The 26,718-nt window shown below is 45.7% G+C and carries 25 protein-coding genes and 2 pseudogenes; 13 read left to right on the plus strand and 14 right to left on the minus strand.

Annotated features, from left to right (window positions below):
* The 3 genes from Q365_RS25970 to Q365_RS26790 form a co-directional block, all read right to left on the minus strand.
* Positions 1-2,588, minus strand: a 2,588-nt coding sequence (locus Q365_RS25970) for a calcium-binding protein (RefSeq protein ID WP_051563851.1), incomplete at its 3' end; no start/stop codon positions are given.
* Positions 2,589-3,143: 555 nt separating this feature from the next.
* Positions 3,144-6,233 (minus strand): calcium-binding protein, encoded by a 3,090-nt coding sequence (locus tag Q365_RS0121750; RefSeq protein WP_162176385.1) that lies wholly within the window; start codon positions 6,231-6,233, stop codon positions 3,144-3,146.
* A 158-nt stretch (positions 6,234-6,391) separates the two neighbouring features.
* On the minus strand, positions 6,392-6,595 hold the full coding sequence (locus Q365_RS26790; protein WP_155859038.1) for a hypothetical protein: 204 nt from the start codon (positions 6,593-6,595) through the stop codon (positions 6,392-6,394).
* A gap of 164 nt (positions 6,596-6,759) precedes the next feature.
* Between Q365_RS26790 and Q365_RS0121760 the strand changes: the two genes are divergently transcribed.
* The 4 genes from Q365_RS0121760 (at position 6,760) to Q365_RS0121775 (ending at position 8,795) form a co-directional block, all read left to right on the plus strand.
* Positions 6,760-7,272: a DUF2589 domain-containing protein gene (locus Q365_RS0121760; RefSeq protein WP_028025342.1), complete on the plus strand. Its 513-nt coding sequence runs from the start codon at positions 6,760-6,762 to the stop codon at positions 7,270-7,272.
* Positions 7,273-7,320: 48 nt separating this feature from the next.
* Positions 7,321-8,016: a DUF2589 domain-containing protein gene (locus tag Q365_RS0121765; protein WP_028025343.1), complete on the plus strand. Its 696-nt coding sequence runs from the start codon at positions 7,321-7,323 to the stop codon at positions 8,014-8,016.
* Positions 8,017-8,128: 112 nt separating this feature from the next.
* Positions 8,129-8,350: a hypothetical protein gene (locus Q365_RS0121770; protein WP_028025344.1), complete on the plus strand. Its 222-nt coding sequence runs from the start codon at positions 8,129-8,131 to the stop codon at positions 8,348-8,350.
* Position 8,351: 1 nt separating this feature from the next.
* Positions 8,352-8,795 carry a hypothetical protein gene (locus Q365_RS0121775; RefSeq protein ID WP_028025345.1) on the plus strand — a complete coding sequence of 148 codons (444 nt, stop codon included), beginning with the start codon at positions 8,352-8,354 and terminating at the stop codon, positions 8,793-8,795.
* 159 nt (positions 8,796-8,954) lie between these two features.
* On the opposite strand, the gene Q365_RS0121780 is transcribed toward Q365_RS0121775, so the two are convergent.
* The 3 genes from Q365_RS0121780 to Q365_RS0121790 all read right to left on the minus strand — a co-directional run bounded on the left by Q365_RS0121780 (position 8,955) and on the right by Q365_RS0121790 (position 12,081).
* Complete coding sequence (locus Q365_RS0121780) at positions 8,955-10,190, minus strand: hypothetical protein (RefSeq protein ID WP_028025346.1); 1,236 nt, start codon at positions 10,188-10,190, stop codon at positions 8,955-8,957.
* Positions 10,191-10,223: 33 nt separating this feature from the next.
* Complete coding sequence (locus Q365_RS0121785) at positions 10,224-11,126, minus strand: hypothetical protein (RefSeq protein ID WP_028025347.1); 903 nt, start codon at positions 11,124-11,126, stop codon at positions 10,224-10,226.
* A gap of 160 nt (positions 11,127-11,286) precedes the next feature.
* The gene (locus Q365_RS0121790) at positions 11,287-12,081 is read right to left on the minus strand and encodes a hypothetical protein (protein ID WP_028025348.1); all 795 of its coding nucleotides are present in this window, start codon (positions 12,079-12,081) and stop codon (positions 11,287-11,289) included.
* Between the two features lie 313 nt (positions 12,082-12,394).
* On the opposite strand from Q365_RS0121790, the gene Q365_RS26185 reads away from it, so the two are divergent.
* Complete coding sequence (locus Q365_RS26185; RefSeq protein ID WP_028025349.1) at positions 12,395-13,315, plus strand: LysR family transcriptional regulator; 921 nt, start codon at positions 12,395-12,397, stop codon at positions 13,313-13,315.
* Positions 13,316-13,479: 164 nt separating this feature from the next.
* Here the strand turns inward: Q365_RS26185 and Q365_RS0121800 are convergent, their stop codons facing one another.
* The 3 genes from Q365_RS0121800 to Q365_RS0121810 form a co-directional block, all read right to left on the minus strand.
* A complete protein-coding gene (locus Q365_RS0121800) occupies positions 13,480-13,698 on the minus strand; it encodes a hypothetical protein (RefSeq protein WP_028025350.1) in 219 nt (72 codons plus the stop codon).
* Positions 13,699-13,744: 46 nt separating this feature from the next.
* Entirely contained in the window at positions 13,745-15,019 is a 1,275-nt protein-coding gene (locus Q365_RS0121805) for a hypothetical protein (RefSeq protein WP_028025351.1), read from the minus strand.
* 446 nt (positions 15,020-15,465) lie between these two features.
* Positions 15,466-16,767: a serine hydrolase domain-containing protein gene (locus tag Q365_RS0121810; RefSeq protein WP_028025352.1), complete on the minus strand. Its 1,302-nt coding sequence runs from the start codon at positions 16,765-16,767 to the stop codon at positions 15,466-15,468.
* Positions 16,768-16,911: 144 nt separating this feature from the next.
* On the opposite strand from Q365_RS0121810, the gene Q365_RS0121815 reads away from it, so the two are divergent.
* From Q365_RS0121815 to Q365_RS0121840, 6 genes are all read left to right on the plus strand, one after another.
* Positions 16,912-17,832: a LysR family transcriptional regulator gene (locus Q365_RS0121815; RefSeq protein ID WP_081796362.1), complete on the plus strand. Its 921-nt coding sequence runs from the start codon at positions 16,912-16,914 to the stop codon at positions 17,830-17,832.
* 76 nt (positions 17,833-17,908) lie between these two features.
* On the plus strand, positions 17,909-18,520 hold the full coding sequence (locus Q365_RS0121820; protein WP_028025354.1) for a Crp/Fnr family transcriptional regulator: 612 nt from the start codon (positions 17,909-17,911) through the stop codon (positions 18,518-18,520).
* 152 nt (positions 18,521-18,672) lie between these two features.
* Complete coding sequence (locus Q365_RS0121825) at positions 18,673-19,404, plus strand: SDR family oxidoreductase (RefSeq protein ID WP_028025355.1); 732 nt, start codon at positions 18,673-18,675, stop codon at positions 19,402-19,404.
* Complete coding sequence (locus Q365_RS0121830) at positions 19,405-19,851, plus strand: DUF2141 domain-containing protein (RefSeq protein WP_028025356.1); 447 nt, start codon at positions 19,405-19,407, stop codon at positions 19,849-19,851. It begins immediately after the preceding gene.
* Positions 19,852-19,859: 8 nt separating this feature from the next.
* Complete coding sequence (locus Q365_RS26560; protein WP_028025357.1) at positions 19,860-20,528, plus strand: TVP38/TMEM64 family protein; 669 nt, start codon at positions 19,860-19,862, stop codon at positions 20,526-20,528.
* 378 nt (positions 20,529-20,906) lie between these two features.
* Positions 20,907-21,554, plus strand: coding sequence for a LysE family translocator (locus Q365_RS0121840; RefSeq protein WP_028025358.1), 648 nt, complete (start codon positions 20,907-20,909; stop codon positions 21,552-21,554).
* Between the two features lie 220 nt (positions 21,555-21,774).
* Here the strand turns inward: Q365_RS0121840 and Q365_RS0121845 are convergent, their stop codons facing one another.
* Positions 21,775-22,263 carry a GNAT family N-acetyltransferase gene (locus tag Q365_RS0121845; protein WP_028025359.1) on the minus strand — a complete coding sequence of 163 codons (489 nt, stop codon included), beginning with the start codon at positions 22,261-22,263 and terminating at the stop codon, positions 21,775-21,777.
* A 209-nt stretch (positions 22,264-22,472) separates the two neighbouring features.
* Here Q365_RS0121845 and Q365_RS0121850 point away from each other — a divergent pair, with 209 nt between their 5' ends.
* Positions 22,473-23,111, plus strand: a complete 639-nt coding sequence (locus tag Q365_RS0121850) for a glycine-rich domain-containing protein (protein WP_028025360.1) — start codon at positions 22,473-22,475, stop codon at positions 23,109-23,111.
* Positions 23,112-23,556: 445 nt separating this feature from the next.
* A complete protein-coding gene (locus Q365_RS0121855) occupies positions 23,557-23,847 on the plus strand; it encodes a hypothetical protein (RefSeq protein WP_028025361.1) in 291 nt (96 codons plus the stop codon).
* A gap of 396 nt (positions 23,848-24,243) precedes the next feature.
* Here the strand turns inward: Q365_RS0121855 and Q365_RS27255 are convergent.
* The 4 genes and pseudogenes from Q365_RS27255 to Q365_RS0121875 form a co-directional block, all read right to left on the minus strand.
* Positions 24,244-24,387, minus strand: a pseudogene (locus Q365_RS27255) (alpha-amylase family glycosyl hydrolase); the annotation flags it as partial.
* Between the two features lie 106 nt (positions 24,388-24,493).
* Entirely contained in the window at positions 24,494-24,982 is a 489-nt protein-coding gene (locus tag Q365_RS0121865) for a hypothetical protein (protein WP_245621598.1), read from the minus strand.
* 268 nt (positions 24,983-25,250) lie between these two features.
* Positions 25,251-25,361: pseudogene (locus Q365_RS27260) on the minus strand (alpha-amylase family glycosyl hydrolase); the annotation flags it as partial.
* Between the two features lie 453 nt (positions 25,362-25,814).
* Complete coding sequence (locus tag Q365_RS0121875) at positions 25,815-26,636, minus strand: HNH endonuclease (protein WP_081796364.1); 822 nt, start codon at positions 26,634-26,636, stop codon at positions 25,815-25,817.
* Positions 26,637-26,718: the final 82 nt, after the last annotated feature.

Genomic DNA, 26,718 nt, shown 5'->3' on the forward strand with positions numbered 1-26,718 from the left:
AGAAGACTACTTGCTCGGAAAATGCCATCGTCATCGAGGTGTCGGGAAAGAGTGCTGTTGTCTAGCAGGTGCGTCATATTGATAGTGTCGCTGCCGGCTTCAAAGTCGGTGATAGTGGCGTTATAAATGATGTTTTGGTCAGCGGAGGTGTAGCCGCCAATTTCAAACGTATCTTCGCCATCTCCCCCAGTTAAAATATGGCTCCCTTGGTCTGCAATAAGGTGATCGTTTCCAGCTCCACCATAGAGTTCGTTGTTGCCTTTTTCGCTGTAAAGCGTGTCATCACCGTCTTCACCGTAAAGCTTATCTGTGCCTGAATCGCCCCATATTTGGTCGTCGCCAGCGCCACCAAATACTTCATCATTGCCTGTGCCAGCTTTTATCTGGTCGTTGCCCATGCCGCCATAAATAACGTCATTGCCCCATCCGCCATCAATATTGTCATCCCCGCCGAAGCCTTGAATCGTGTCATTGCCACCATACGTCGTAATTTGATTGTCAGCGTTGTTCCCTAAAATCTGTTCATTTCCACTATTACCGATCACATTGAAAGAAATGTGATCGTTTGAAAGGGTGGAGACGTCTGTGTTTTTGAGTATGACTTGGAAATATTCATTAAACGTGAACACGGCCGATGAGCCTACTTGATCAGGGGTGATCGCCGATAGGTCAATACCCTCCAAGTCATAGGAATAGAATGTGAGTGATAACGTGTCTACACCACCCGTAAAATCTTCTACTTGCGTAAACTGAAATTCGTCGTCGCGATAGAGATCTATATCGCGCCCAAGGATATCGAAGTGGTCATTTCCTTCGCCTCCTACAAGGATGTCATTCCCACCAGTAGACGCTAAGTAATCATCCCCCGTACCACCATCTAGATATTCACTGGTGTTATTTTTCCCTGAAAGTTGATTATCTTGGTCGTCACCAAAAATATTTTTTCCTTGAATGTCGTGGCTTGAAACATTGGGATTTTCAGTGGTTGTGTAGTGCCAGTTCTCATCAAGATGACCCTGCCAGTCGGCTAAAAGGTGGCTGTACGATGTGGCGCTAGTAAAGCTAAAGTCAGAGGCACTGATGTCTGATGATTGTGTTTTGTTTAGCGTAATGCTTGAACCATCAGGCAGCGTAATGCGGGTTGTAGAGTGAAATTGCTCAATCACCAGATCGTCCATGCTTTGTGCAAGGCTGGTATCAATGCTGATGGTATCAACACCCAGCTCAAAGTCGACAATGCGGTCATTTCCGATGTTGGTAGTTTGTCCCTGGGTTGTTTCTTGGCTACGAAATATTGAATGGCCGAAATGGAAGGTATCTGCACCGCTGCCACCGAACAGTAGCTGGTTACCACTATTGCCTGATAGGTAATCATCCCCCGTGCCACCAAAAAGTCGGGAATTGCCGGCTGCCGATCCGTAAGCTTGTAATATATCGTTGCCAGATCCGCCGTTCAGAGTGTCGTCGGTGCCCAGACTAACGAGAATATCGTTGCCGCTACCACCACGGAGGCTGTCTCCGCCAAACCCTTCCAAAAAGTCATTGCCAGCGCCCCCGATGCCGACGTCTTCAGTTGCGGCGTTTGTTGAGATGATGTCATTGCCACCTGCACCAATAGCCAGTTCACTTTCACTGATGTTATCGTTTCCGATTGAGCCGTAAGCCTGATCGTAGCCGGCACCACCGATCAGTGTGTCGTCACCCGTTCCGCTATAGAGAATGTCGTCGCCGAAACCACCAATAAGCTGGTTATCGCCACTTTGACCATACAGAACGTCGTTGCCTTTATTTCCATAAACCCAATCGTCGCCATTGCCAGCGTAAATGACATCGTCACCGTCGTTTCCATACAATAGGTCACTGTGGTCCCCGCCATCGATAGTGTCCTTGCCAATGCCGCCGTATATATAGTCACAGCCAGTACCACCTTCAAGATGATCATCTCCACCTTCTCCAAGAAGGTAATCATCGTCTGCATCACCAGAGAGAAAGTCAGCGTCATCGCCTCCCTCTAGTCGATCAGTTCCTTCGCCACCATAAAGTTCATCCTCGCCTTGGCCTCCGTAGAGTTTGTCTGAACCGCTTCCGCCAAAGAGGGTGTCATCTCCCTCATCGCCTTCAAGCTCGTCATGGCCATCTTCACCGTAAAGTATGTCGTTGTCTTCACCGCCGGAAAGCTCATCGTTCTCGGTGCCGCCATAGAGAACGTCTTCGCCAGCCTCGCCATAGAGTTGGTCTTCGCCATAGTTGCCATGAAGCTCATCATCGCCACTACCGCCATAGAGGTTATCGTTGTAGTTGGTCGGGTTGGAGGGAGATTCGCCGTCATCATTGACATCATCGCCATAGAGTTTGTCGTTACCCTCTCCACCATAGAGATAATCTCGTCGATTGCCACCGTGCAACTCATCGTCTCCGGCGAGGCCGTCAAGCCGGTCTGCACCACCAAGGCCAAAGATTCGGTCGTCTCCCTCCGTACCTTCTAATGTGTCGTTTTGATTTGTCCCGACGATCTCGTTGACGGGTGTTTCTAGCGCACTGACTGACGTTGACTGTGTTTCTATAGAGCCTTCGTTATTATTAGACATACCTTTCTCCGTGAGATGAATTCGCCGCAACGGTTGAATGCGAGTGGCTGGTGCGGACTTTGATGCTTGAAACTGCGGCTATTATTTTTGTATGCCACAACGGGCATTTAACTAAATGATGTAGCTGAAATCTGTAGCATTCTTTAGACAGGTAAACGGCACTCTGCATGGCTTCACAATATCAATCTAAATCACCAGAACCCCATCCCATTGCCTCGAAAATCAACGGATAGAAATAGAACATGCTTTAGACAAAGAAGGGCAAAAATAGACATCGGAGAGTGGTCAAAGCGAAATTTTTATATTTATAATCAATTAATTAATGATTTTCCGGTTCGGTTTCTTGATGTGGTAAACGTCGTTTACATGCATTGTTGGTGATCAATTCAATGGTGAGTGTGAAGAGTATGTTTCGCTGTTGCAGGGGAGGGGATTGAACCCAAACCTTGTGTGGCTTTCTTGAATCAATGTGAGCGAAAGGTTTTGGGGCAATGTTGAAGAAAGCACAACCCCCATTCATTGGGGATTGTGACGAATCGAATCGTGTACTACTAATCAGATTGAATAAAAGAACTCAAAGTCATTGGCACTAATGTCAGTGGCGTCTATCCCTTTGAGAAGCACGTTGACGTGGTCAGCCGTTACTGGTTCGTCCCGATAGGTGTATGCGCGGAACATCTGCACCAGGGTGTCATCTCCTTGTTGAGTGATGATGAAGTCATTGAAATCCATTTGTTCGTGGAAGTAATCATTGAACGCGATTTTGTCTTCGCCGATGACGAAGTCGGTGATGGTGTCGGTTTCAACGTCGCTGGTGTAGTTGGCACGTTCGTCACTCACCACGAAAGTATCGGCACCGTTACCGCCAGTGAGCGTATCTTCGCCGGCGTCGCCTTGAAGCCAATCATTACCTTTACCACCTTCCAACGTATCATTGCCACTGCGGCCCATCAGCGTGTCGTTACCGTCCCAACCCACAATGTGATTCGCGCTGTTTCGTCCGAACAATGTAAAGTTGAATTGATCGCCAGAAATATCGGCCAGATCGACGTTCTCGAGCGTGACTGTCACGTTCTGAGAAGCGTCCAATATGACGTCATCGCCCCCTTGTTCGAGAAGACTACTTGCTCGGAAAATGCCATCGTCATCGAGGTGTCGGGAAAGAGTGCTGTTGTCTAGCAGGTGCGTCATATTGATAGTGTCGCTGCCGGCCTCAAAGTCGGTGATAGTGGCGTTATAAATGATGTTTTGGTCAGCGTAGGTGTAGCCGCCAATTTCAAACGTATCTTCGCCATCTCCTCCTGTTAGCGTGTGATTTCCTTGTTTTGTCAGAAGGAAGTCGTTACCTGCACCACCGTCGAGTTCGTTATAGCCGCCTCCAGTATCGTAGATTTTGTCGTCGCCATCGCCACCATAGAGCTTGTCACTGCCTGAATCGCCCCATATTTGGTCGTTACCTGCGCCACCAAAAATCGTGTCATTGCCTAAACCGCCATCGATGATGTCATCACCGCCAAGGCCATGAATCGAGTCATGCCCATCGCGTGCATCTATTTCGTTAACCGCATCGTTTCCTATAATCTCCTCGCTCCCGTTATTGCAGATCACGCCGAAAGAGATTTGGTCGTTGGAGATAGAGGAAATATCGGTGTTTTTCAGTACCACATGGAAATAATCACTAAACGCAAACACACTTGACGATCCGACTTGCTCAGGAGTGATTGCTGATAGGTCGATCCCCTTTACGTCAAACGAATAGAAATTGATTGTTAGCGTGTCTACGCCAGCAGAATAATCTTCGACTTGTGTAATTTGTGTGTCATGGGAGCTACCATATTTTTCAATGCCGAACCTTTCTGAGATAACAAAGGCATCATTTCCTTCACCACCAACCAGAATGTCGTTCCCGCCTGTGGACACCAAATAATCGTCGCCTGCGCCGCCATCTAAGTATTCGCTGGTATGGGTGCCGCCCGATAAACGATTGTCCTGATGGTTACCGAACAGTTTTTCCCCTTGGCTGTTCCCCAATGAAATATCTTGGTTGTTCTCGGTGGCGTAGTGCCAGTTTTCTTCCAAGTGAGCTTGCCAACCCGCGAGCAGATCGCTGTAAGTCGCAGTGGCAGTAAAGGCGAATGCAGACGCACTAAGGTCAGTGGCGTTGGTGTTGTTTAGAGTGATGGTTGAACCATCGTTCAGGGTAATGCGTGTTGTGGCGCCATATTGCTCAATGACCAGATCATCTATGCTTTGCGCTAGGCGAGTATCAATGCTGATGGTATCGACACCTAGTTCAAAATCGACAATGCGATCATCGCCGATAACAGGGATTTGCGTTGTGGTTGTTTGGTCGGCACGAAAGAGAGAATGGCCGAAATGAAACGTATCAGCGCCGCTGCCACCAAACATAAGCTGGTTGCCAGCGTTACCCGAAAGGTAATCATTCCCTGTGCCGCCATAGAGACGAGAGTTGCTCGCAGCCGAGCCATCAGCTTGTAAGATATCGTTACCAGCGCCGCCGCGAAGTGTGTCGTCCCCTCCTAAGCTAATCAGCACATCGTCACCAGAGCCGCCGCGAAGCTGGTCATTACCATGGCCTTCAAGCCAATCATTCCCCGCGCCACCAATACCAACGTCTGCCGACACTGAGTTTGTTGAGATGATGTCATTACCGCCGCCACCAATGGCGAGTTCACTTTCGCTGATGGTATCTTGGCCTGTCGAGCCATAAGCCAGATCGTCGCCAGAACCACCAATCAATATGTTGTTGCCACTGCTCGCATAGAGAATGTCATTGCCTTGATCGCCTAAAAGCTTGTCGTCGCCACTTTGCCCATCAAGAATGTCGTCTCCTTTGCCGCCGTAGAGCCTGTCGGTACCCGTGCCGCCGAAGAGTGAATCGTTCCCGTCATTGCCATACAAGTAGTCGTTCCCGTCATCGCCGTAGAGCGTATCGTTTCCTTTCCCACCATGGAGGCTGTCATTGCCTGTGCCCCCATTGAGACGATCTTCTCCCGTTTCCCCTAAAAGGTTGTCATTTCCGTCATCACCCCATAAAGAATCATCGCCATCGCCTCCTTCTAACGTATCGCGATCGGAACCGCCATGAAGTCGATCTGCGCCTTCGCCGCCCGTCAGGTTGTCATCGCCACTGCCACCGAATAGGGTGTCTTCGCCTTCATCTCCATACATGTAGTCGTTACCTTCTTCACCATGCAGGGTATCGTTGTTTTCACCGCCCCGCAGGTAGTCGGTTTCTGTGCCACCATAGAGTATGTCGTCGCCAGCTTCGCCATAAATACTGTCATGACCGTAGTAGCCATACAGTTCATCGTTGCCATTGCCGCCGTAGAGTTCGTCTCCGTAGTTATAAACGTCGGTGGGAGAGTTTTCGTCATCGCCATAGAGCTTGTCATTACCGTCGCCGCCATACAGGGTATCTCGTCGATTTCCTCCATATAGCTCGTCATCTCCTCCGTATCCATAGAGCTTGTCACTCCCTCCCAAGCCAAGAATGCGATCGCTCTCCTCTGTTCCTTCTAAGGTGTCAGGTTGAATTGTGCCGATTATTTCGTTGAATGATGCGCTTGTTGCGCTCACTGACGTTGAATGTGTTTCTGTTGAACCTTCGTTTTCGTTGGACATACCTTTCTCCATGAGATGGATTCCGCGCAACGTTGAATGCGGTGTTAACGACGCGGACGCTAATGCTGATGAACAGTGGCGTTATTATTGGTTTACCACTGACACCATTAGACGAAAGGAGCTAGTAGAAATCTGTATTATTTATTAGACAGTTATGGTTAGGGATGTATACCTTCACAAAGCGATAAAAAATCACAAATCTCGCTGAGCAACATTCTTTCGTTGCGGAGCTTCTGCACGCGCAGGCACAAATCAGTCATCCAGATGGCGGCATGATGATCTGGATTAAGAACCTTAAACTGGATACGCAAGCGTTCATCACGTGGGTGCTTGGCTTTGGTATAGGAATAGGTATATTTCATTTGTGACTAATTTAATAACCAAATAAATAATCGCCCATTGTTCTATATTTCATTGCCTTATCTCTGTGTTTCTATCCTGTTATACCCACCATTCCAAATCCGATTTGTGTTAATTCAATTTAAATTCAAAACTAATAGTGTCTGAATTATTCAAAGGAAGAATCATGATTAATTTAAACTCTTTGGTTTCAGCCGTTCACCTGAGCGTGACTAAAGCCAATCAGGCACTTCAAAATGAAAACCAGGAGTTGATCAATCGTTTCTTTGACGCTGTGCCAAGCAGTGAATCAGGAAAGCTTGGTGGGTCGGAAGGTTCTGATAATGATGGTGAAACCACATATCGCCCTAAATACGTGACCATCGAATATCCGACAGAAACTTCTGAAGGCATTCATACAATAAGTGTCGATGTTCCTCTGCTGACACTTGTTCCTGTTGCCAGCCCAAGAGTGAGTGAAGTGAAATTTAGAACCAATTTAGAAGTGAATGTGAATGAAAGTAATGGGCTTGATGTTTCATTCGCTGGAAATAATAACGGCGGTTTGTTCAAGGCTGGAAAAAAAGAGAATCCAACCGCTGAACTTGAAATTACCATTAATGCCGATGAACCGCCTGAAGGACTAAAAAAATTGGTTGAAGGTTATGAAAGAGCACTGAGAGCACAAATCCCAGGTTAATGGGTGCGGGCTTCATTTTGTAAATATTCATCTATCAGGAGAAATACCATGCCAGACGTCAGCACAGGACCAGCACTAGTCTCTATGGCGCAGCAATTCGCAGGATTGCCAATGCGCTCATTAATCGGCGGCCCACTCAATGCCGCGGCACAAGCCAATAGCATGATGGCCGTTACCCAGACCAAATTTATGTTGGACACCTGCTTCAACAAGAAATCAGACACAGACGGCAAAGGCAATGACACGCTAGAGCCCATTATGGTGACCATGCAAATCACCCGAGGGATAATATCCGAAGGGGAAGCGAAAGAGGGCGAAGCACCGGATGTGAACGTAACAGAAGTCACTACCCAATTTGATGTCCCCCTTTTGACGATTGTTCCGCTCAATTCCTTAGGTGTCGATAACGTGCAGGTCGACTTTGAGATGGAAGTGAAATCGAGCTATTCAGACGAATCGTCGCAGTCAACGTCCAGCAAAACCAGTGAACAGGGCAGCTTCTCCGCCAAGCTGGGTGAGGGCTGGTGGTCTGTGGAAGTGAAAGGCAGCATCAGTCACGACAGTCAGTCTGCTTCTGCGCAAAAGTCATCCTATCAAAAGAGTAACAATGCCAAGTACACGGTGAGTGTTCATGCAGGCCAGCTTTCGCTGCCTCAGGGCGTCACGACCATTATTCAAGCGTTCACTAACAGCATCAGTCCGATCACACTGGGTTCCGCAAAAGCTGCGGAAAAATCGTCTTAACCTCATCCTCAATTAATTGAATTCACTGTGTGATTTTATCCCCCGGCTGTACACCGGACGGAGCGATACGCTCTTTTATCAGCCGGGCTTTTTTTGAATAGGAGCATCATTGATGAAAAGCCAATTACCTTGCCCTGATTGCCGGACAAGCATCTCCTTTGATGTCAGCTTGCTGTTGTCTGGCACCTCATTTTCATGCCCTTGCTGCGCACTGAAATTTAGCTTAGATCCTAGTAGCAAACCACAGTTGAGCAAAGCGGTAGAAGGCTTCGCAGAACTTAAGCGGTTAGATAACGAAGCAAAACACGCGTCTACGAACGTGATGAGAGGCTGACATGAAATATTTTAGTACTTCAACCCAATCAATTTCTCTGGTGACGGTTTTGGCCCTGCTGCTATCAGGTTGCATCAAACAGGATAGAGAGGTTGAAAACCTTGCGCTCGGTGCGAATCCCCCGTTGAAAACAGGGTTGGTGATTCGGGCTGGGCAATGTTCAGCAACGGCGTTTAAAAACGGCAGTGGTGTTCATGTGGCTAGCGATGGCGATACCATTTCAGGTCTGAGTGTTAACTGCACAACAAATACGAGTAATAAAGCCGTCTATTCCAATTACCTGACGGGCATTGGCGGATATAGCCAGTACTGTGTTTCAACGGTAGCGGGGCTAAACGGCGTAGGTGCTAAAGTGGTCGCAGACCCGATTAAAGGAAATTCAGAGCACTGCTTGCTATCAGGCAAGGCGAGTAAGATTGCCGGTAAATTAGCTAAGTATCCCTAGCGTGCATGTGAGATTTAACTCATTGTTGTTAAGCGATAAATATCAACTATTAAACGGCGTTTAATCCAGAAGATTAAACGCCGTTTTTGTTCTGTCTGTACTCGTGGGGTTGGGTTCGTTGGCTTGGCTTGGCTAAGCTTTGACTTGGATTAGATTGGATTAGTAAGGCTGATCGCTTTGTTGACCCGCTATCGCTGCCCAACTCATCATCACACTGTTAAAGCTGCTGTAAAAACCGCAGCGCTTATAGATGATGCCTGACCAATTACCGCGTACAGCGTCTGATATAGGTTGACCAGACGCGGTTTGCGTCACCACGATGGGATCCGACACATTGCGGATGAAGGCATAGTTGATGCCCGCTTGCTCAGCTTGATGCGCGATCACCGCGTCATCCATTTCCAAGAAGCAATACGGTTTGCTCGGCTCCTTCCCTTCGATGAAGTAAAAATCCGTGGTTAACAACGCTTGGTCTTTGCTTACCTTTATCTGCGCTTGCTGAAGGTTTTCTGGGTTGAGCGGCGCATTGATCAAATCATCATAGGTGTAAGGCTTGGTGTCTTTTGCTGTTGTGGCATTCGAGGAAGTCGAGGAAGAAGAAGTTGTGATAGTAGAAGTCGCTGTGGTGTCTGCGCTAGCTGAAGTTTGTTCATTTTGAGTTGATTGATTTAGCTCGTCGATGGCCTCGGCAATGGTTGTATTGTTCCAAACCTTGTTCATCGGAAACATCAGGGCGTCCTGCGTTACTCGGTACAAACTCTCTGAGGGGAACCAACGGTTACACGTAAAGGTTTGGTGGTTGTAACTGCAGTTTTCATTTTCCGGTTTTGCCAACAGAATGTGTGCTTTGTTGGTAACAATGGCAGCGCCCAACATATCTGTGATTGCGCCTCCGCCTGCGGTACCGGTTGATAGGATGTACTTGGCACCCACGTTTTTCAGCAATATGTCGATGAAGGCTTCTAAACCTGAAATCCAAGGCGGGTGGGCGAGATGGACTTGTGATTTCACCAACAGCACGCGTTGCTGTTGGCCGCTTTCATTTGTGATCCCCACCAACTGGAAATAGAAAATCGGGTCGGTGTCAGGTTCCTCGCTGTACGGCTCTATTTCTTGGTTATCTGCGTAGCTATACCAACTCTTCCGCCAATCAGTGTCTTCTGCGTAGCGCGGTTCGGTGCTGTTCAGCATGACATGATCAAGCGCTGACCACTCCGCCGATGTCCAAGTCACCAAGATAAAATCGGCGTTTGGCAGTTCACCTGCCGCCATGGTAAGCGGCACTGGTGCATCTTGGTTAATGGCCTGCCACTCAACGGTTGGCAGGGGAAGCGGATTAGTTGTCGTCGTGAGCTGAAACGCAGAGCAAATATTGACATCATCAAAACGGTTCACTGTTTTATCTCCCTATTAGGGTGTCAGGATGGTTCAGTTTTGGAGCAACAAGATCAGCGTTCGCTCGTTGAGCTGAACGTTGTGGATCAGCGAAATATCTGCAGTTTGTTGACTTGATAGCGCCAATTTCCAGCCTTCGCAATTGCCGTCAAATCGATTGAAGGTCATGGCACCATCAGGCTGATACGTGAAGAAGTAGGGGGTTTGATTTGTATCGTAAAAAGTTTGAACGTCGGATTGGCTTAACATTGATGGAGACGCAGATTCATTCAAGACCGGATGCGAACCAAGATCGATGCTGTCCATAAAGTGATCGATGTTGACCTTGAGGTATTTCTCGTTGGTTTTAATAAAGAAGTTTTCCGCGCCGAGGCGGAAAAACGCAAACCGTGTCCAGCCCTGAGCCCACGTATCGGACCAGACTTTTTGCGCATACAAGGCGGAATAAGCTGGGGCGACAATTTGAAATTTCGCTACGTCGCCTGACGTTTTGTTGTAAGCAACAAAGAAGACATCATTTCGATAGTAAAGAGGCTGCACCGTGGTGAAGCCTTGCCCTACTCGAATCTCGGTGACGGGTGTGATTGTTTCGCCATCAAAACGGTAGAACTGCACATAGTCAGAATCTTGATGATACGAAAGTAACCAAGGCTGACCACCAAAATAGAAGCTGTGAAGGGTATCGATGGGGTAGTCGCTTGGAACAGAAACTTGCTGTGAAAAGTAGCACTGCGTTTTTACGTCATAGGTTTTGCTGACAATAAACGCGTTAGGGCTTTGCAGAGCAAAAATGGAGTACGAACAGTCGTTAACATCGACACTGGTACTCGCCGTCACGGCTTGCCCCTGAGATTCGATGTGAGCGTCCGGCAGCGGCGTTAATTGCAGGACGTTGTCCGGCTGAACCGTCACCTCCATTAGCGTACTTGCTTTCATGATTAACTCCTTTGTCCTATTGGTGGATCTATTTGTTTGTGTTTATGCATCGTGTTTGTTGATTTGAATCGATGGAAAGGTGGCGTGCGGGTTGTCGGTTAAGCCAATTGTTTATACGCGATGCTTTAACTGAACCGATGCTTTTAAGCGGACCGATGCCTTAACCAGACAGGCGCACATCCAACGCTTGACCCGCAGACACGTCAATGCCGCTATCATCTTCACTAAACAGTGGCGAGATATTTACCGTGTCGTGAAATGCCTGCATCACCACTGAACATTGATTATCAGCCAGAGTTTGGATAATTCGATCTGGCCAACTCAATACGTCTGACGCAAACCAAATAATCCCGTAACTTTCCTGCATAACAGCGATGATTTCGAATAGATGATTGTTGCTTGATATCGCTTTTTCACAGGCATTCAAGAGATTGACGCTGCTTTGATAGGGGTCAGCCTTTCCGTCATTTTGCCAAATCCAAACAATCACGCCGACATACAGTCCGTGCCAGTCGATCGCTTCACCAGAGAAGTAGTAGGGTGTTTTCCATTGGCATTTGGTGGTGTTTGAGTAAGCCGTGGGAAAATTGGAAAAACTGGCGGGAACGGCATCCGGTGTAAAGTTAAAAACCGTTTCATGAAGGGAGGAGTAGGCTCTGCCAGCTACGGTTTGGTGGCTTGCTTGCTGATAGGTTTGTTGGGATGGATAACCCACTAAGGCGATTTCATCCGGTAGTTTTATGGTTGGGCAGACGACTTTTTGGGAAGCCACTGTTTGGGAAGGGACTGCTGGGTAGTACATTCTGAGGCCCATTGGGGTCATTAGTTGCACGGTGATCGGAATGAATATTTGCCCCAACTTATTTAAGAATCCCTCTGTATTATCAATGAATTCTGGGCGTCGATAGCCTTGCCAAACACGGATGCCATTCGGTGTGATGAGGTTTGTTTTCATATTTGATTTCCGTGTTTTAATTCGAAAAAACGCACTCCAGTATTGTTAGCAAGCAGAAAGGAAGGCAAATCCGATTTGTTATAACCCCTATAACGACATCAGTACGTTGAAACAATCATGTGATGCCGTCTCCGCATCTTGATTGCACCGATATTTAGGAAATGTATCTCGCAAGCGACACTGAGTGTATGAAACGAACACTACACTCAATATAGCGTGTTGTTTGATATACACCCAACCAAGCTAAAAATGCTCTTTGAATAGTCAGGCACACGAAATGCTCAATGAAACTCTTAGTAGGAAGGAAGAGAAAATGATGCATTTAGACCCGAAGTTATTTCGCGCATTTAAAGCGGTGGCTGAATCCCGCAGTTTTAACGATGCCGCTGAAATGGCCGCCATGACTCAGGCAAATATCAGCAAGCACATCCGCAGCTTGGAAGAGCAAGTGGGTTATGAGCTGTTTATTCGAACGCCTAAGTGCCCAGTGATGACAGACGCGGGCAAGAAGCTCCTTCAGCACATCAAAAACATTGAGGATCTCAACAGCGATTTTTCTCTCGAAGTACAAAGCGATTTTAGCCAAATCGAAGGGGTGGTCGGCTATGCCATGCCGCCTTCTTGCTTGTTGTCGCCGCACTTTCTGATGCTGCTCGAACGGCGGTTGGACTACCCAAAACTGGAGATAGATTTAACCCTCATTCACAACAGTCAGGTTTTCGACAAAGTGTTATCGAGTCAGGTTGATTTTGGCTTTGTCACGGAGAAGGTGGATCACCCGCGTTTGGAGTATTTCAGCTTCTGTCAGGAAGAGTATGTCATGGTGGCTGCGCCGAATTGTGGCGTGTCTGAAATCAATGAAGACAATATTCTGGAATACAATTTCATCGAATATCCCGGCATGGATGTGTACTTTAATTTTTGGCGTCGTCACTTCTTCCCAAGCCTTCATTCGGTCAGTGATTTGTCTGTGCATTTCGCGGGGCGAATCAATAGCATCGAAGGGGCTATTTTGATGGCGTTAGGCGGGCTGGGTATCTCGGTTTTCCCTCGTCATTGTGTACAGCAATACATTGATAGTGAGCGTCTGGAAGAGTGCAACATACACTCAACCGTTTCCGATCCGGTTTTCAATCATATCTACATCATCAAACTCAATACCTGCAGCCAGCCGAAGCGTGTCGATAAAGTGATTTCATGGTTTATGGAAATTGCAGCGGATAAGCATCACTGATCTAAGGCTCTTGGTAGTGCTCCGAGCGGTGTGGCCAGCAATGAATAAGAAATGGCGAGTGCCAGATGGGAAGTGAAAATGAGGAATGACAAAAAGGGCAGCGATGCTGCCCTCTCATAGGATGAATCAATTTCTTGGTGCCTAACGTTAGGCTCGGTTTGAAGCTATAGCGATTCCGCTAACGATTCAAACGCCTCCAATTTAGCCTTTGAGGTTTCACGTGCTGCATTGGATGCACTCTCAGCCGAAGAGAAGGTGGCGATAACGACATTCTTATCTTGGTTGATATAGAGGAACTGCCCGAATACGCCGCGATATGTCGCAATGTTCTTGTCTGATTCACATCCAAATGATGGGACAGACGCGATAAGAACTAAAAGCATATACTTGATATTGTAGCTACTTTTCTTAAAGTGCCTGTCCCCACTATTAGTCCATATTAAACTCAGGGGCGTCAGTGAAATCGAGATGGCCGAGCTTTCCGTTTGCTACGACCACGGTAATAGGTCCGAAACTAGCACTACCTGTGTTGGCGTAAACTTTGTAAGTAGCGTTTGCCAATACACCGCGCATTTCATAATGCAGCTGGTCAGAAGTTACCAACGCGCCATCGTTAGAATAAGCGCCATCCAGACTCTCAATATAAAGATCTATATACTCACCGTAACCGGCTTTAGGAGTAAAATCTTGACGATATGTTGTCGCGTCTGCCCACTCTCCAATTTGGTGTTTGTAAGTGCTTGGTACTCTTAATTCAGTGTAGGACGACGGTAGGGTCATGGAGTTCTCTAGAACTGATAATGCCTTATCGAAACTGGAGAAATCTTCATTACTATTGGACGAATTTTTCGAGTCGCGAATCAGTTGAATGATGCCCTCATTTGTTAGACCGTGTGCGCCCAAATACGCTAGCGATTCCAAGTAGATGCTGTAAGGATTGGTATATTGAGGATGGATGCTGGAAAATTCTTGTTCGTCATACCAGGTTTGGACATTAAATGGAGATTCTTTCGTTGTATCGACAAAGTCGTTGAGCGTTGTCGTCGTCAGGTTACCAAACGTAGCACCAGTAAAGAGCTCTGCTGTAGACTCGGTAAACCAGCGTGGCATTCTCAAAAAGGCTAGCTCGTCAATAAGTTGCATTTTGAATGTGTGGAACAATTCATGTTTAGCTAAGTCGTAACCTGATGTGAAGCGAGAGCTGTTTGGGTCAACTGATGTTGGAGAAAATTCAAACTTATCAATATAAGCGGTACCTTGACCAGTCTGACTTGAATCATAGCAGACCGTCCATTTTTGGCTAATATCTAAATCTTCTGTCAGTGATAAACCGGTGTGTTCAATCAATTCCGCTAACGCGACTTCAGTCATGCGTGTGGCATCTTTCAGGTTGTCTATATTATTTGTTGGGAGGTCATAATGAAATGAAGCAACAAAGTGGCTCGTTTCAACTGTAATGTTATCACCAGAGCCACAAATGTCAGCAGTCTTCCCATCAGTGATAGCCACCTTTTGAAGTTCTAATTTAATTTTGGTGAGATCCCACGGAGTAATACCAAAGGCTCCATTTTGATTACCGCCACCATCCCCACCGGTATTGATGTCGCCATTATTACCACTATTCGAATTTGATGAGTCGTCACCACCACATCCTGCTAGAGCAGCAGCGATTGAGAGAATGATGAGTGATTTTACTAGTTTCATGTATTTTTAATGCCTATATCTTTTTATAAAACAATAATTATGAGTTATGGGTTTTTAATTCCGGGCTAATAATACATGTATTGTGTAAGGTTAAATGAATGAAGCTCACAATAAGCTCCTTGTTTTAATTTGATATGGTTGCTGGTTGAGGGTTTATTTTTAAGATCGAAATTATGTGGTTAGATTAATATTAATCCATTCACTGGGTGTATATCTGCAAGCTAACTCAGTTGACTATTCAATCTAAACTGATATTTTTAAATATATATCCTCGGTTGATAATTTATAATTATTTCAAAGGGTATAAGGTATTTCTAGCTATAAAATGCAATAGCAAACAGTTGCCTAAATTGCAGGAATACGAAAACCATTAAAAAGGGCAGCGATGCTGCCCTCTCATACGATGAATCGATTTCTTAGTGCCTAACGTTAGGCTCGGTTTGAAGCTATAGCGATTCCGCTAACGATTCAAACGCCTCCAATTTAGCCTTTGAGGTTTCACGTGCTGCATTGGATGCACTCTCAGCCGAAGAGAAGGTGGCGATAACGACATTCTTATCTTGGTTGATATAGAGGAACTGCCCGAATACGCCGCGATATGTTGCAATGTTCTTGTCTGAATCATGTACCCACAAGAAGTTTTTGTAGCCTTCTAGGTGCGAGTCAAACACGTTTCCGTCTTCATTTTTATACACGCTGTTCATCATGTGCGTGTTTTCGTCTTTGGTGATGTTGAAGCTGTCTTTCACCCACTTTTCAGAGAACACTTGTTCGCCGTTGTATTCACCATTGTTAGCCATGGCGAGGCCCACGCGCGCAAAGTCTTTCAACGTGGTATTGAAGCCGCCTGTCGCCACAGGGTTGTAGTTTATGTCGGTAATAAAGAACGCATCATGATTTACGCCGAGTTTGCTCCAAATATTATCTGCAATGTATTCGTTGAGCGGTTGGCCAGATACGCGAGCGATAATCCAACCAATCACATCCACGTTAGGGCTATGGTATTCAAACTGGTGATTCACATCCAAATCGGCGTTCTTCTCAAACATTGGCGCAAAGCTCAACAAATCACGCGGTGTATCTGTTTTCGTTGGATCTAAAGCCATTAGGTCGTAAGCCGGAATAAACCCTAAGCGGCGGAAGTATTCATAGTGCACATCGCCTGGCGCCATGTTTACGTAGTCTTCGCTGTAATCAATGGCGGTTGTCATGTTCAGCAGCGTGCGAATCGTTTGCTCACCAAAGTAAGAGCCTTTTAACTCATCAATATAAACACTGACTTTTTGGTCAACGTCGACTTTGCCTTGTTCAACCAACAAACCCAATGCCTGACCCACGAGAGATTTGGTGCTCGATGCCCACATATGATGGTCTTTGGCCGTGAAATCTCCGAAGTATTCTTCGTGTAGTATCTTTCCATCTTTCAGAATGATGTAGCCGTCAGTGCTGTCGTTAATCATGGCGTCGCGGAATGTTTGTGTTTCATCACCGTAAGTGAATTTGTGTTGAGCGACGTCTGGATTCAGCGCTTGCGGGATTTCATTGATGGCGCCATCACGAGGAACCATCACGCTTGGGTGAATGCCCATATTTTGGAACGCCCATTGATTGAACGGCGCGTGAGTCCAGTTACTTAACGTCACTTGCTCATCTGCCTGTGCAGGCACGGTAGACATTGGTTTGATGTCCGCAAACGCGGTGGTAGAGAATAGGCCAGTAACGATAAGAGTAATAATTGATTTTTTCATTTGAATTCCCCGTTAACAATCTTGTGTGTACGGGAGTAGATTAACTTGTTAGATTCGAACATATAAATCCAAAATGTACGCTTAAGCAGTACATGTGATTCACCGCCAAGCAGTACATGTGATTCACCGCCAAGCAGTACGCCTATGCCGTACCTCGGCAAAATGGAAGGGACACTGATGATTTCGATGGAACAAGTGGCTTGCTTCACCAGTGTTTACGAGCTGCAAAGCTACAGCGCAGCCAGCAATAAATTGGGGAAGGCGCGTTCAACGGTGAGAGAGCGCATAAACGCCCTAGAAGATATGATGGGGGTTGAGCTGTTTTCTATCGAGGGAAAGAAAGCTGTTCCGAATAACATCGCACATCGTCTTTACCCAAGGGCAAGGCTATTGGCGCGGCAATCGCTGGAGTTTGAAAACATCGCTTTGTCGGCCTACAAAGGCGAACTGAGTAATATCACCGTGTATCACGACAGCGCCATTCCTACCAAGCTGTTGCTGAATATCGACACAGAAATCAAAGCCCTTCATCCGCATATCATCATTAACTGGCTGCAAAGAGACAGGCACCATTGCCTACAACAAATCGAAGACGGCGACGCACTGTTCGCGATCATGCCAGGGATGGGCAACCTTCATCCAAGTGCGGGTATCGGTAACATCAACCTTGGCACGTTTTCATTGAGTATCTTTACGTCTGTGCATTCAAGCATTCCCAATGCGCCTGTCTCTATCGCTGAATTGGCAACCTTCCGACAGCTCGTCACCGAGAATGACATCGCCAATCAACTCAGACACACCAAAGTAAGCCACGAGTTTGAAGTGGTGACCTCACAGCGTTTACTGATTGAAAAGCTCAAGCAGGGCGGGTGGACAGTGTGCTCGCCAGACGTGATGACACCGCACATAAAGAATGGCGACATTCGAGAAGTCGAATTGGAAGAAGCGCCGATGACAGTGCGACAAGATTGCATCCTGTTCTACAATCTCTCCTCCAAAGCCTCTCAGCAAGAGTCAGAAATTCTAGATGTGGTGGCGAAGGTGGCTAAGAGTTTGGATTTGTAGCAATCGAACGTGCGATCGTATGGACGCTAGCTGTCGTATCACTCTGTTAAATCACAGTTCATGGATAAGAAAATAAATGGAAAACACCCAACTCTTAAGCCTTTTTGAAAATGGTTTTCGAACGCGATTTACACTTTCAGATGAAGAGTGGATGGCCTTTATCGACAAAGGAGCGCTTCGCGCGTTTTCAAAAGGAGACGTGCTATTTCACGCGGGTGATATTGCGGACAAGCTCCGATTTGTCTGCTCGGGTACGTTTTGTAATTACTACCTCACGCCAGATGGAACACGAAGAAACAAATCGTTTTTGCTAAGCGGCGACGTTTCAGCAAGCCTCTCATCCTTCGTGGCATCGCGCCCGACACGATTCACCTGCGAAGCGCTAACGGAAGGCGTGTGTTTTGAAATATCTGCGTCCTGCTTAAAGCAGTTGAGCGAGAGTCACTCAGGGTGGAAAGATACGTTTCTTGCCATGGTAACGGCGCTTGCGATGAAAAAAGAGCAGAGGGAAGCCGATTTACTCCTGCTTTCATCCACTGAACTGTATCTTCAATTTGTCGATGCCCAACCGGAATTGGCGGCTTCATTGCCGAACTACCACATCGCATCATACCTTGGGATCACCGAAGTCTCGCTCTCTCGTATTCGCGCGAAACTCGGAATGCAAAACGCCTATCAACGTCAGTAGATTCCTGCGTTTTTATAGCGAAGGCCAGAGCTAATACTAGGGTTAAATGTTCACTGTACTGGCAGAAAACGTAGGCGTTTTAACATGTGTTAATTTGTTTTGGTTGTCGGTTCATTACGATGAGTTCCATATCATTCAGATAGGGACACATCATGAAGCTAACCAACAAAAGTATTGTGCTAACGGGCGGCACGTCCGGCATCGGGCGAGCGCTGGTGGAATGCTTGGCCGAGACAAATCAACTGATCGTGATTGGTCGGGACGCCGAGAAACTTGATCACCTAAAACGTGACTGGCCATCAGTTATTACTTACCGCGCCGATCTTTCCGATGTGAAAAACGTCCATTCCATCGCGCATTCTATTCAGCAACAGCACCCCAAAATCGATGTATTGATAAACAATGCCGCAGTGCAATTTACGCCATTTTTTAACGATGATCGCTTCGAATTCGATTCCATTCAGCACGAAATTGACACCAACTTCACCTCGGTGTGTGCATTAACGCATGGCTTATTGCCGTCACTGTTGGCGGCATCCTCATCGCGAATCGTGAACGTTAACTCCGCGCTTGCGTTAGTACCTAAAGCATCTTCAGCGGTGTACTGCGCAACCAAAGCCGCGCTCAATATCTTCTCTCAAAGTTTACGTTATCAATTTGAAGGCTCTGCAATGGGTGTTCAGCAGGCATTCTTGCCGCTGGTGGACACAAAAATGACCACGGGCAGGGGCAAAGGAAAGATAAGCGCGTCGTCGGCAGCGTTTGAAATCATTGCGGGTATCGAGAAGGGAAACAGGGATTTTGATATCGGGATGACGCGATTTTTGAGAGTGCTGCTCGCTATCGCCCCCTTTGCCGCGAAAAAGCTGTTAAAGGGGTCATAAATGACGTTGAAGCAAGCGGTGATTGCCATGATTTTAGGAGGAATATCGATGAGTGTTGATGCGTTAGAAAACAGTGTAGAAATACGGGTTAAGGGGATTGATACAAGCCGGCCTGGGCAAATATTGGTGATGTTGTTTCAAGAGGAAGGGTTTCCTAAGGTGCATGACAAAGCACTGAGCATTCTGCGTTATCCATCCACGGACAGTGAGCGCGTTGTTGTGTTTGAAAACGTACCAACATTGTTCGCAATTAAAGTTCTTCATGATGAAGACGAGGATGGCAAGGTCACTAAGAATTGGACGGGTATCCTTCCCAAAGAGGGCTTGGGGTTCTCCCAAGGGGCGCGTATTACCTATAAAGCGCCGAGCTTCTCTAGCGCACGTTTGTCCGTTGCAGAGCTTCAAGAAAGCAACGCGCCACATGACATCACCATGCGTTATCCCTAGGAGGATTTATGACATCACTCATCAAATTAATGAGCCTAATGGCCATCTTTTTTGCATCAACATTTTTAGTGGTCAACGGCCTTGGTTGGTTGTCCATGGAGAGTATCGAGCGCTGGCTCATTGCAGCTGAGTCCGTTAATGCCTTAGTGGTTGCAGCAATAGTGATTTCATTGCTTTTCTTAGACCTTTTCATCGCCGTGCCGACGCTTTCCATCATGATGTTAGGCGGCTACTTTGCAGGGCCTTACATTGGCGCGCTGGCGGCATTTATCGGCACATTCTTGGCGGGTGTAGTGGGCTATGGATTGAGTTATTTCTTTGGTGACCGACTGCTCAATGTGGTGATTAAAGACAAGGCAAAACAGCGAGATCTTCGCCATAAGTTTCGTGAACATGGCGTGCTGATGATTCTGTTGTCCCGCGCGCTGCCGATCCTCCCAGAAGTGACCGCCTGTATGTCAGGGATCAGCCACATGAAGTTCATGACGTTTGTTTTATCGTGGATAACGGTGACATTGCCGTACACCATCATCGCGGCTTATGCGGGGTCTATTAGCTCGCTTGATAATCCTAAACCTGCCATTTTGACTGCCGTTGCACTCACGTCTTTCTTCTGGTGTGGCTGGCTACTGTTGAACCGCTATGGTTTTCGCAAAGAGGCTAATTCCGAGCTTTGATCGCTAGATTCCTAGGGGGAAGTGACAGCGTCGCTTCCCCAATTAACTAACCAAACTCTTCTTCATGTTGTGGCTAACGACTTGATAACCCATGCTTGAATAGAGTGACTGAGCCGCTTACTTGCGCTTTACGCCTTACGAAATCACGCTTGACCTGTCTATAGCTTCATGGTTTATAGTCACGCCATTAATCGAGGAGGCGGTACCTGATTGGCCTCAGAAAGTGAGTAGAGAGGAACGATGAAACGTTCCATCCAAAAAGAATGTTTGTCTCATTGGGGAATGACGGAAACGGGTAAGCTTTCGGGGCAAAAACTCGTTATGCTTGGCGGGCAATGACGCTTTGTGCATTTCTCACGCTAAGAAGGAGCTTACCCGGTGCTAGGAATCGAAAACATTTGGTTATTTATTATCTCAGGTTTCCTACTCAACATGATGCCGGGGCCTGATTCATTGCTCATTGCTGGTCGTGCGGCCAGCCAAGGATTTAAAGCGGGTTCTGCTGCGGCTTTAGGAATTGGGAGCGGAACGCTTATTCATGTTTTTGCGGCGGCATTCGGGCTTTCGGCCATTATGGCGACATCTGCAACGGCGTTTACTGTCGTGAAAATGCTCGGTGGTCTGTACCTGATCTACATGGCCGTGACGATGTTAGCGGGAAGCATGAAGAACACGAATGAACACCGCGCCAATTTGCCGCCTCAGCCCGCTAAAACATCCTTAATGAAGATTTACTCTCAAGGGTTTGTCACGAATGTGTTCAACCCTAAAGTGGCGATTTTTTTCCTCGCGTTCGTACCGCAATTCATTTCAGATACCAGTGAGAACAAAGCGCTGGCCTTTATCGTGCTTGGCCTTATTTTTAACCTTAACGGCATGATTTGGTGTCACTTCATCGCTTGGGCTTCTTCGCTGATTAGTCACAAACTGTCGGTGAGTGATTCTGCCCAGAAATGGTTAACCCGACTCTCTGCGAGTTTGTTTGGCTTTTTCGGTATCAAGCTTTTGATGTCGACGCAAGATTGATCAAACAAATAGCACCTTGTTCACTATGTGATCCAGCGGGCTCCATTTGATTGCATCGTGCATAACACCTTTTATGATGACGGCGTGTGGTGCTTTTCAAAAAGTGCCTGTTCCCGCTATTGCTTTTTAGAACCGCTATGGTTTTCGAAAATCGGCTAATTCCGAGCTTTGATCGTTATATTGTTGGGGCTAGGGGAAGTGACAGCGTCGCTTTCCCCAATTAACTAACCAAACTCTTCTTCATGTTGTGGCTAACGACTTGATAACCCATGCTTGAATAAAGTGACTGAGCCGCAGAATTATGGCTAAAAACGTGAAGGCCAAGGCTGGTTGCACCAAGATCAGACGCTACCGTTTCAATGCAGCGAAGGGCTGATTTGGCATAGCCTTTGCGGCGATAACCTTCGAATATGCCGACACCATAGATAAACGCAGTTTTCGCCCCAAAATGGGTTTCAATTTTCACCCAAATGTATCCAACGTTTTGGTTCGTCGCGCTTTCAATGATGTTGAATAAGTGGTCGTCTGGGCTGTTTAACCCCTCTGGCAAAAGTTGCGCATAAACCTTTTTCGAGCGTTCCAATGCGTCGGATTTTTCCCACCGACCAGACTCGACATTGTCATGCGCGTAAGAGGGGATGGCGAATTGCAAATACTCGGAGAATGACGCTGAATCCATGGCTTCTAAAGAAACGTGTATACCATCCATTTCTAATGACTACCCTCGTAATAAATCATTGAATAAATGGTAAATATTCTAACTGAATGGATAGAGTATGAGCGTGCAGTGGTACGCATTATTCGGTGAGCATATTCATGTTGAACCATTAAACCTCGTTGATTTTTACCCAAATTGAGCTTTTCTTGTTCGATTTAGATACGATTGTTTGATCGTACATAAAGGGAATGGGGTAGTTGATGGAAATATGGATATTTCTCATTGTGTTGGTGTGCCTGTTCTGGCCTTGGCTCGCCTACAAGAAAAAGCGAAAAGCGCAGTTGGTTTTCATTGGCACGTATCGTTTCAATTCGGCGATAAAGAAGAGAGTGTCGAATAGATATCCGCATTTGACTGATCGTGATTTGGCGTTAGTGATAGATGGCCTTAAGGACTACCTTACGATCTGCAATCAGGCAAATAAAAAGCTGGTATCAATGCCGTCACAGGTGGTCGATGCCGCTTGGCATGAATTCATCTTGTTCACCAAGGAATACCAGCTGTTTTGTGATAAAGCGTTTGGACGGTTTCTTCACCACACACCAACAGAAGCGATGAAAACACCCACCTCCGCTCAAGAGGGGATCAAACGCGCTTGGCGCTTAGCTTGTGCTAGAGATCGCATTGACCCCATTCACCCAACGAAATTGCCACTGCTTTTTGCAATTGATGCGCTGCTCAATATTGAAGACGGTTTTATCTATTCGCTTGATTGTAAAAACACATCATCAGCGACAGAAGGAACAGGATACTGCGCCAGCCACATTGGCTGCTCTTCTGGCTGCGCGGGTTCTAGCAGCGTTGACGGCGACGGCGGAGGATGCGGAGGTGGTGATTAGGGAGGCTAGGCTGATTATTTCATTTGTGGTCAAAATGGTTGGCAATCAAACAATATGAAAAGCATATCGTTCCGAAGCCACCCATTCATCTTTACTAGGCGTCTTTGAGCTTGGGGGCGCTGAATTTATGCAAGTGATAATATTGTACTTTTCTAAAAGAGCCTGTCCCCGCTAATCCATGATCGGAATGCACAGCCCAATCTATTTACAAATTTTTTGTTGAAATTTTCGTCACCTCACTTAAAATACAGTGTATTGTTAAATTATTGAGTGTGTATAAATTCTGAAATTAAAGAGTGAGAGGCATCTTTAAGAACTAGATATATGGTTTTTAGGTGATTGGCGATTTTCGTGAGAACTAAATGAATCGGATCGCCATGTAACGCCCTAACAAGCGCGTAAAAATTGCAATTTTCGATGATCTTCAAAAATACAGGGAGAAATTATGAAGTCACATTTTTTTGTTCGGCAGAAAGGAAAAGCAACCGCGTATTTCTTTGAAATGTACGATAACCATGTAATTGTTCACCGAGCTTCACCACAGGCCGAACGAACAACAGTGCATACTTTCTACTTTGGTGATGTGTTGAGCAACAACAGTGGTGTTCAGTTTGTAGTTGATCGTTTTCATGCGCCAAATCCGAATCAGTATAACGCAAGTGTTTATGCTTACGGTGGAACGAACGGAGAGTGTTCACTAGCTAGCCAATGTGATAAGCAAGCAGGTATGATGTAATGTTACTGATGTGGATTCTGTTAACTATTTGTGTTTCTTACTTGGCTTCGAAGTTCAATCGCGATTGGGTCTCATATTTCGTTCTAGCATTATTACTTTCTCCGTTAATTGGATTTATTGTTCTGTTGATTAAAGGCAAGGCTAAGTCAGGTTTGCAATTAAGAAATGAATATAAAGAATATAAAATGTATAGTGACGCATTCATTAGCAGGTATTTGGAAAGTGAAAGTGTACACCAGGAAAATCCAATAATTAAAGAGGTCTTTGACAGTTTATCTAGCAACAAAACTGTCGATATTGGAATGATAAAAAGCGCATTGAATATTATTAAGTGATTTATCCTTGTCTGTTTTGTTAGGGATTTGCGAAAAAAGAATGATAAAGTTAGAGTCACAATCGCCGAACACAACGTGAAACGCATTGGTAGTAAGGGGTTGCGTTGATACTGATGAGAGACGTACGGGGTTTAGTCATTAGCAATAAAAATGGTTGGCAATCAAGTAATATGAAAAGGATATCGTTCAAAAGGCAACCATTCATCTTTACCAAGCGTCTTTGATCTTGGGAATGCTGAATGCATGTATCTGATAATGTCTTTCTTAAAGTGCTTGTCCACGCTATTCCGCCTTTCCGTTGTTTTGATTTTCTATCCGCAATCTGGCTGAAAGCTAGGTAGGGTGTTATCTATTTTTTCACAGCTCATGAAAATGTTGATGTTTGCCTCACAGTAACTTTTCATTGCGACAAGAAGCGAGTCGGCGGCTTCAATTTTGCCATTATCTCGAAGGTGACTTTGAACGATGAGCGCAGTCGCTATAGACTGCTCATAAGTCTTTGATGGTTGTTGTGTGATAGTACCCAAAAATAAGCTTGTTAAAGAGAGTGCTTCGGGTATATCTGACGAAAGTTCTCCGTCACAGGACGATTCAAGGGCGAGGGCGTTAGATGCTTTTATGATTTCGTTTGCTTCATTGCTATAAGAGTATCGGGATAAATCTAGTTGGCCTTGCGCCATTTTTGAAATCAGTTCATCGTTACGGTCTACGATATTACTGACGAAATAGAGTCCAATGGTAAAGCAAAATGCTGCGCCCAAGGTGAACGCGCTTAGTAATTTCATCCATTGTTTTAGCAATTCAATATTCCTTTTCTACACATAGCAACCTTACTGAAGGTGGCGTATTCAAGTAAGGTCAGTTTCTTGCGTTGATTGCAAAATGTCCTTTTACTCTCGCCTCCATACATCTGTGGCTTACCTTCAGTTGTTCGCCCGATAACTGAATATTCAAAGTGATGGTAACAGTATCTCGCGCTAATTAGTCTTTTATGTCAGAGGCATACGGAGTGATTCACAGTTTATAGGTTCTAGCTGCCATTGCTTGGAAAACGTTGCTAAAGGATCACTGGGCTTTTTCATCATACCCACAAAGAAATGATCGCCGAACACAATGTGAAACGCAGTGATCGTAAGGGGTTGCGTCGATACTGATGAGGGATGAACGGGGCTTAGTCATTAGCAATCAAAATGGTTGGCAATCAAACAATATGAAAAACATATCGTTCCGAAGCCAACCATTCATCTTTAATCAGCGCCTTTGAGCTTGAGGGAACTGAATACATGCAACTGATAATATTGTGCTTTTCTAAAACTAACAGTCCCAGTTTTTAGATAAGTTTTTTGCTATGTTTCGTTGGTCTTCGAAGATACATGTCCGCTAGCCCTTGTGCGATAGTTTCGAACAACTCATCACTACAATCATCATCTATAGATGTCACATTATGCTGTAACATTGCCGATTCGATTATGCGCTGCTCTTCTCTTTGAGCATCCATTTCAGATATATAGTCAAATAGTGGAGCTAGCTGCTTTATAGCTTTCGATTGGATGCACCCTCTTGTATTGAGAATTACTTGTGGGCTAATGTTATACTCTATGTCCAAATCCAGTTTTTCTAAAGAGACTGGGTCTATAGCGTAGCAATAAGAAATATCGGGGCCAGACCAAGCTCTTGAGAGCAAAACACTAAACCTAAAACCTCCAAACAACTCGACAAGTGCAATACACAGCTTATCTTTATTGGAAGAATATAAAAAACACGATGATTTATACTCGAAACACTATATTTTTCAGGGAATTCTGAGTTTGTATCGGAGAAAACAATATCTTCAATATTTTCATCGCTACCGTTGATGTAATCTATAATATCATTAAATTCTCCACTTCTTAACCTCGAAGGGGATACTTTTGTAGCTAACATCGTAAGAGCCATTTTAGCTACAGACCTCAAGTCATCTTCGCAGAGGGAAAAAGTCGAGTTTGTTTCAGCACCGTATTGAGACACTAACGTTATAGTCCCATTCTCTACATCATCTAAAGACTTGCCACGCGATTTCAATTGACCTTTAACTATTTTTAGAGCCTGCTCTTCGGTGTTAGCGATGACTTGGAAGTTGATTTTATTAGATTCCTCTTTCCATTGTTGTTTAATCTTACGCTTCAGCATTTCTCCATTAGGTGACAAATTGTAATATTCGCCGTCTAGCTTTACCGCGTCTATTTGAGTTGGGGCACTCTTATTGCGACCAGTCGTTATATTTAGTAATGTTGAAATCATTGACAGCCTTGAAGAGAGTCCGTCATCAATAGCTTTTCCTAATCGATTATTACAAAGCTCACAACAACTATTTCTAGACAATTTTCTGCCGCCTAAAGAAGATAAAATAGCATGCTCCTTAGATCCTTTCCCCAGTGGAAATCGCTCTGTTTTACAATAAATACAATCTAACATGTCTATCTTCTTAGTCTAACAATTTATTAGCGGGCAACTTGCCCGTTTAGTCCGAAATCGGGACGCCCGACTAGTCCGGTGA

Source organism: Enterovibrio calviensis DSM 14347 (assembly GCF_000621165.1).
GTDB lineage: Bacteria > Pseudomonadota > Gammaproteobacteria > Enterobacterales > Vibrionaceae > Enterovibrio > Enterovibrio calviensis.